At 60.4% G+C, this 6,584-nt stretch carries 5 protein-coding genes and 1 pseudogene; 2 read left to right on the forward strand and 4 right to left on the reverse strand.

Annotated elements, in window-relative coordinates; all coding sequences use genetic code 11:
- Positions 1–2: 2 nt before the first annotated feature.
- Entirely contained in the window at positions 3–752 is a 750-nt protein-coding gene (locus QRN10_RS18630) for an electron transfer flavoprotein subunit beta/FixA family protein (RefSeq protein ID WP_181081708.1), read from the reverse strand.
- A 517-nt stretch (positions 753–1,269) separates the two neighbouring features.
- Here QRN10_RS18630 and QRN10_RS18635 point away from each other — a divergent pair.
- Positions 1,270–2,934 carry an electron transfer flavoprotein-ubiquinone oxidoreductase gene (locus tag QRN10_RS18635; protein WP_181081709.1) on the forward strand — a complete coding sequence of 555 codons (1,665 nt, stop codon included), beginning with the start codon at positions 1,270–1,272 and terminating at the stop codon, positions 2,932–2,934.
- A 162-nt stretch (positions 2,935–3,096) separates the two neighbouring features.
- On the opposite strand, the gene QRN10_RS18640 is transcribed toward QRN10_RS18635, so the two are convergent.
- On the reverse strand, positions 3,097–3,990 hold the full coding sequence (locus tag QRN10_RS18640; protein ID WP_181081710.1) for an AraC family transcriptional regulator: 894 nt from the start codon (positions 3,988–3,990) through the stop codon (positions 3,097–3,099).
- Positions 3,991–4,212: 222 nt separating this feature from the next.
- On the opposite strand from QRN10_RS18640, the gene QRN10_RS18645 reads away from it, so the two are divergent.
- Positions 4,213–5,265, forward strand: a complete 1,053-nt coding sequence (locus tag QRN10_RS18645; protein ID WP_253508971.1) for an NAD(P)-dependent alcohol dehydrogenase — start codon at positions 4,213–4,215, stop codon at positions 5,263–5,265.
- On the opposite strand, the gene QRN10_RS18650 is transcribed toward QRN10_RS18645, so the two are convergent.
- Complete coding sequence (locus tag QRN10_RS18650) at positions 5,266–6,069, reverse strand: IclR family transcriptional regulator (protein ID WP_285428861.1); 804 nt, start codon at positions 6,067–6,069, stop codon at positions 5,266–5,268.
- Between the two features lie 357 nt (positions 6,070–6,426).
- Positions 6,427–6,584 (reverse strand): annotated as a pseudogene (locus QRN10_RS18655) (L-arabinose ABC transporter permease AraH); the annotation flags it as partial.

Below are 6,584 nucleotides of genomic sequence, written 5' to 3' on the forward strand. Positions count from 1 at the left end.
GTTCAGATTACCTTCGCTTCGTTTTTCAGTTTCTCGACCAGTTCAGCCACCGACTTGACCTTGATGCCCGCGCTGCGTGCAGCCGGCGCTTCGACTTTGATGGTCTTGTTGGTGGAGGCGGTGGAAACGCCCAAGGCATCCGGAGTCAGCGACTCGAGCGGCTTTTTCTTGGCTTTCATGATGTTTGGCAGGGACGCATAGCGCGGCTCGTTCAAACGCAGGTCGGTGGTGACGATGGCCGGCAATTTCAGGGAAACCGTCTGGGCGCCGCCGTCGATCTCACGGGTCACGGCAACGCTGTCGCCGCTCACTTCGACTTTGGAAGCGAAGGTGCCCTGGCCGTAACCGGTCAGTGCAGCCAGCATCTGGCCAGTCTGGTTGTTGTCGCTGTCGATGGCTTGTTTGCCGAGGATCACCAACTGGGGCTGTTCCTTGTCGACAACGGCCTTGAGCAGCTTGGCCACGGCCAGAGAGGTCAGGTCTTCGGCGGACTCGACCAGGATGGCGCGGTCGGCACCCAGGGCCAGGGCAGTACGCAACTGCTCTTGAGCGGTGGTCGGGCCGATGGACACTACGACGATTTCAGTCGCGACGCCTTTCTCTTTCAGGCGCACCGCTTCTTCAACAGCGATTTCACAGAAAGGGTTCATCGACATTTTGACGTTAGCAAGATCGACGCCGGAATTGTCCGCCTTGACGCGAACTTTCACGTTGTAATCGACAACGCGTTTGACAGCTACAAGAACCTTCATGGATTCCTCGTTACTCTCCGGTGAAAAGAAAGTCGCCTAGGCGAACCTGGCGGTTGATGCTCATCGGCACACAAGGGCACCTCCAAAAACAACCGCAGCGGCGAATCGACAGTAAAATGCAGACCGTTCGTCAGGAGTGACTGGGAGGTCATTCTCTATCGCGGCGTGTAAACTGCGCGCCACCCTCTGCACGCGTACCCGCCGTTCATGCCGTTGCATTGCTTTTGGACGTGCTCTTGAAACCTGCTGTCTGCCTACGGTAAGCGCAAAACCGACCGTATCTTGACCGGAACGCCTATTCTGGTCAATACGGCAAAATGGTCAGTCATAAGCCGCGTTGCTTTGATTTATCTAGCCTGCGGGCAATTCAAACAAACGTTTGTATTGGACGCTGTCGGTGGTCTATATATAATGCGCCACCTAGAGAGAGAGGTGGGTCTTGCCCTGTCTGCAAGACGAAACCGAACCTCCACCCATTAGAAAAAAAGCCTGTTGAGCCTTGAGTAGGAGATAGCCTGTGGAACGCGAATACATGGAATTCGACGTGGTCATCGTCGGCGCTGGCCCGGCTGGCCTGTCCGCCGCCTGCCGACTGAAGCAGAAGGCCGCCGAAGCCGGTAAGGAAATCAGCGTCTGCGTGGTCGAGAAAGGCTCTGAAGTCGGCGCCCATATCCTCTCCGGTGCCGTATTCGAACCACGCGCCCTGAATGAATTGTTCCCGGACTGGAAAGAACTCGGTGCCCCGCTCAACACCCCGGTGGTGCGCGACGACATCTATGTACTGCGCAGCAGCGACACCTCCACCAAGGTGCCTGACTTCTTTGTGCCCAAGACCATGCACAACGAAGGCAACTACATTATTTCCCTGGGCAACCTGTGCCGCTGGCTGGCCCAACAGGCCGAAAACCTCGGTGTGGAAATCTACCCCGGCTTCGCCGCCCAGGAAGCACTGTTCGATGAAAACGGCGTGGTGCGCGGGATCATCACCGGCGACCTCGGCGTCGACCGTGAAGGCAACCCCAAGGAAGGCCTCTACACCCCCGGCATGGAGCTGCGCGGCAAATACACGCTGTTCGCCGAAGGCTGCCGTGGCCATATCGGCAAGCAACTGATCCAGCGTTTCAACCTGGACAGCGATGCCGACGCCCAGCACTACGGCATCGGCCTCAAGGAAATCTGGGAAATCGACCCGGCCAAGCACCAGCCAGGCCTGGTGGTGCACACCGCCGGTTGGCCGCTGGACATCATGAGCGCCGAGAACACCGGTGGCTCGTTCCTGTATCACCTGGAAAACAACCAGGTGGTGGTGGGTCTGATCGTCGACCTGTCCTACAGCAACCCTTTCCTGTCGCCGTTCGATGAGTTTCAGCGCCTCAAGCATCACCCGGTACTGGCTCAGTACCTGGAAGGCGGCAAACGCGTCAGCTACGGCGCCCGCGCCATCTGCAAAGGCGGCCTGAACTCACTGCCGAAGATGGTCTTCAAAGGCGGCGCGCTGATCGGTTGCGACCTCGGCACCCTGAACTTCGCCAAGATCAAAGGCAGCCACACTGCCATGAAGTCCGGCATGCTCGCCGCCGATGCCGTGGCCGATCGCCTGTTCGCCGCGTCCGAAGGCGGCGATGAACTGACCGCCTACGTCGACAGTTTCAAGTCCAGCTGGCTCTACGAAGAACTGTTCGCCACACGCAACTTCGGCCCGGCGATGCACAAGTTCGGCCCGATCCTCGGCGCCGGCTTCAACTGGTTCGACCAGAACATTCTGGGCGGCAAGATGCCGTTCACGCTGCACGACACCAAGCCGGACTACGCCTGCCTGAAACTGGCCAAGGACAGCCAGAAAATCGATTACCCCAAGCCCGACGGCAAATTGAGCTTCGACAAGCTCAGCTCGGTGTTCATCTCCGGTACCAACCACGAAGAAGAGCAGCCGTGCCACTTGAAATTGAAAGACCCAAGCATCCCGATCGGCACCAACCTGCCGCTCTACGATGAACCGGCGCAGCGCTACTGCCCGGCCGGGGTGTATGAAGTGGTGACGAAAGAAGACGGCGAGAAACGCTTCCAGATCAACGCCCAGAACTGCGTGCACTGCAAGACCTGTGACATCAAGGACCCTTCGCAGAACATCACCTGGGTCACGCCGGAAGGCGCGGGCGGGCCGACTTACCCGAATATGTAAGCCAGACAAGGCTCCCAAATGGGAGCCTTTTTTATAGTTAACATCAATCCAATGTGGGAGGGGCTTGCCCCCGATATCGGTGGTGAGTTGCAGAAATGCTGACTTCACACCGCCATCGGAGGCCCCTTCGCACCTTGGGATTTGTGTCTTCGCCTGAACTCCCTACGCCGCTCGTTCTTCACCCGGATTGCGCAAAAAGTAGCGCTTATATTCCCGACTGAACTGCGACGTACTCTGATACCCCACGCTGTGTGCCGCCTGCGCCACGCCCATGCCGTCCACCAGCAGCAATTGCTGGGCCTTGAGCAGGCGCAGCCGTTTGAGGTACTGCACCGGCGACAACAACGTGCAACGCTTGAAATGCTCGTGAAAGGTCGACGCGCTCATATGTGCATAGCCGGCCAGGGTCTCGATATTCAGCGGCTCGGCGTAATGGGCATGCAGGTGATTCAACGAGGTGGCGATGCGTGAGAATTGCCCCTGTTGCTCCACCAGCGCGCGCAGCACATCGGCCTGGGGCCCGCGCAAGGCGGTAAACAGCAATTCGCGCACCCGCGATGGGCCGATGATCCGGCTTTCCAGCGGATCGTGCAGGCACTGCAACAGCCGCTCGACGCAGCCGCGCATCGCTTCGTCGAGCACCACCGAACTCATCGATGCCAACGTCTGCGCAGCGGGCGGCGGACCGGCCTGAATACCCATGGCCATGACCAGCTCGCCAAGCACCACGCGGTCGATCGCCACCGTCACGCCCAACAGCGGTGCACCAGGCGCCATGGCGAAGGTCTCGCACTCGAACGGCACCGGCATCGCCTGGATCAGATAGTGCCCGGCACCATACTCCAGCGTGCGCGGTCCCAGGTACGCGACCTTACTGCCCTGAGCCACGAACATCAGGCTCGGCTCATAGATCTGCGGGCCGCGTGCCACATCACAACTGGCACGCAAAACCTGTACGCCAGGCAAGTGGGTCGGGGAGAAACCGTCACGGGTCGTGAGGCCCTCGATCAAGGAAACCAGCGTGGCGTTGGCGTCGAGATGGCGGGTCAATAGCATAAAAGCAGTTCTCGGGAGTTTTCAGATCTGAGCGTCAGCAAGCTTCAAGCCTCAAGCTGCAAGAGAGCGCGCAGTTTATAGCTTGCGGCTTGCAGCTTGCTGCTTTTAGCTGCTCCCCCGGAGCTTTAGGCATAAGACTCGGAGCAATCGCCATGGCCGCCAACCAAGTCGATGGGGACAATGGCCCGCCTCACTTGCCATTGCTTTTGCGAGGTTCTCCCCATGTACACCGCCATCGGTTACGCCGCCCAGTCGGCCACCACTCCCCTCGCCCCCATGAGTTTCCAACGTCGCAGCCCACGGGCCGACGACGTGGCCATCGAGATTCTGTACTGCGGCGTCTGCCACTCCGACATTCACCAGGCACGCAACGAGTGGGGCATCGCCGTCTACCCGCTGATGCCCGGCCATGAGATCGTCGGCAAAGTCACCGCCGTGGGCGCCAGCGTCACCGCGCACAAAGTCGGCGACCTGGTGGGCGTGGGCTGCATGGTCGATTCGTGCCGCCAGTGCCAGGCCTGCCAGTCGGACCTGGAGCAATACTGCCTTGAAGGCCCGACCATGACCTACGCCACCCCCGACCGCGTGGACGGCAGCAACACCATGGGCGGCTACTCCGACAGCATCGTGGTCAGCGAGCATTTTGTGGTAAAGATCCCGGCCAAGCTCGACCTGGCCAGCGCTGCGCCGATCCTGTGCGCGGGCATCACCACCTACTCGCCGCTCAAGCACTACGGCGTGAAGGCCGGCGACAAAGTCGGGATTCTCGGCATGGGCGGCCTGGGCCACATGGGTATCAAGTTCGCCAAGGCCATGGGCGCCGAAGTGACGCTGTTCACCCGCTCCGCGAGCAAGGCCGAAGAAGGCCGCCGCCAGGGCGCCGATCATGTGATCGTGTCCACCGATGCCGAGCAAATGAAAGCCGCCGCCGGGCAGTTCGACTTCCTGTTGGACACCATTCCGGTGCAGCACGACCTGAACCCCTACCTCGATACCCTGCGCTTTGACGGCGTGCATATCCTGGTGGGCCTGATCGAGCCAGTGGACCCGCCCGTCAACGCCGCCAAGCTGGTGCTGGGCCGTAAAGTGCTGGCCGGCTCGTTGATCGGGGGTATTGCCGAAACCCAGGAAGTCCTGGATTTCTGCGCCGAGCATGACATCACCTGCGATATCGAAATGCTCGACATCCGCCAGATCAACGAGGCTTATACCCGCATGATCGCCGGCGATGTGAAGTACCGCTTTGTCATCGACATGGCGACCCTCAAGGTCTGATCAGGCCTTGGCGCCCAACTCCGCCGACAGCCGCGCTGCGACCTGTTTGATCACAGGGATCAGCTCGGCCATTTTTTCCAGCGGCATGTAGGGCACGGTACTGGCGATGCTGATGCCGGCGACGATCCGCCGGCTGACATCGCGCACCGGTGCAGCCACGCAACGGATCGACGGTTCGTTGTCTTCCAAGTCGAAGGCATAACCACCCGCTACGTACTCGTGCATGCGTTGCTCGAACTGCGCCCAGGATTGCTCCGGATGATGGGGCCACTGCAGATTCTTCCCTCCTGCCGGCAAGCTGGCGTCGTACAGGCGTTGCCACTCCTGTACCGAGTCATCCAGCAACATCGCCTTGCCCACCCCGGTACGCGCCAACGGCATGCGGTGGCCGACCCGCGAGCGCATTTCCGGCCCGTAGCGGCCTGGGTTCTTGTGCAGGTAAAGCACGTCGTCGTGTTCACGGATGGCCAGGTGGATGGTGTCGCCGGTCAGCGCCGAGAGCTCGTCCAGATAGGGCACTGCCAGGGTGACCAGCGGCAACTCTTCGCGTGCCTGGAACCCCAATTCGATCAACTTGGGGCCCAGCAGATAACCGACTTGCGGCACCACACGCAGGTAACGCTCGTCCACCAGGCAACTGGCCAGGCGGTGAGTGGTGCTGCGGGTGGTGCCGATGCGCCTGGCGATCTCTTTCAGATCCCGCGCACCCGCCGCCACCGCTTGCACCACCCCCAGGCCACGCAACAGGGTCTGGGTGCCGGTGGGAGCGGCGTCTTTGGCGGGGGTGTGGGCGTTTTCCTGCATATCGGGCCTATTGGGAAGTACGAAAACGGGCGCCATTATGGCAAATACCCGAGGGCAACACAGTGCGGATATCTATGTGGCGGGGGGGCTTTACCCGATGGCTGTGGGTCAGTTTGAACATCCGGGTCTGACACATCGCTATCGGGGGCAAGCCCCCTCCCACCTTTTGATTTCACATGACCAGGGCTCAGCTTTGTTTCATGGACTCAATCACCGCTGCCAGCAACCACATCGAACCGCCTTACTGTGGGAGGGGGCTTGCCCCCGATTACGGAGTGTCAGGCTGCAATTTTTGCTCTGATACACCGCTATCGGGGGCAAGCCCCCTCCCACACTCAGTCCTCACATGGCCTGGAGTCAGCGTTGTTTCATGCGGTCGATGACCACGGCCAGCAGCAGGATCGAACCTCGAATCACATATTGGTAGAAGGTGTCGATGTTCTTCAGGTTCATCGCGTTTTCGATGATCGCCAGGATCAGCACGCCCGCGATCACATGGCGGATCATGCCGATGC

This window comes from Pseudomonas sp. lyk4-R2A-8, from assembly GCF_030209095.1.
GTDB lineage: Bacteria > Pseudomonadota > Gammaproteobacteria > Pseudomonadales > Pseudomonadaceae > Aquipseudomonas > Aquipseudomonas quebecensis.

Bases quoted from the DNA above. Each gene is read 5' to 3' on its own strand.
- QRN10_RS18630 (WP_181081708.1), bottom strand. From the start codon at position 752: ATGAAGGTTCTTGTAGCTGTCAAACGCGTTGTCGATTACAACGTGAAA.
- QRN10_RS18645 (WP_253508971.1), top strand. From the start codon at position 4,213: ATGTACACCGCCATCGGTTACGCCGCCCAGTCGGCCACCACTCCCCTC.
- QRN10_RS18650 (WP_285428861.1), bottom strand. From the start codon at position 6,069: ATGCAGGAAAACGCCCACACCCCCGCCAAAGACGCCGCTCCCACCGGC.
- QRN10_RS18640 (WP_181081710.1), bottom strand. From the start codon at position 3,990: ATGCTATTGACCCGCCATCTCGACGCCAACGCCACGCTGGTTTCCTTG.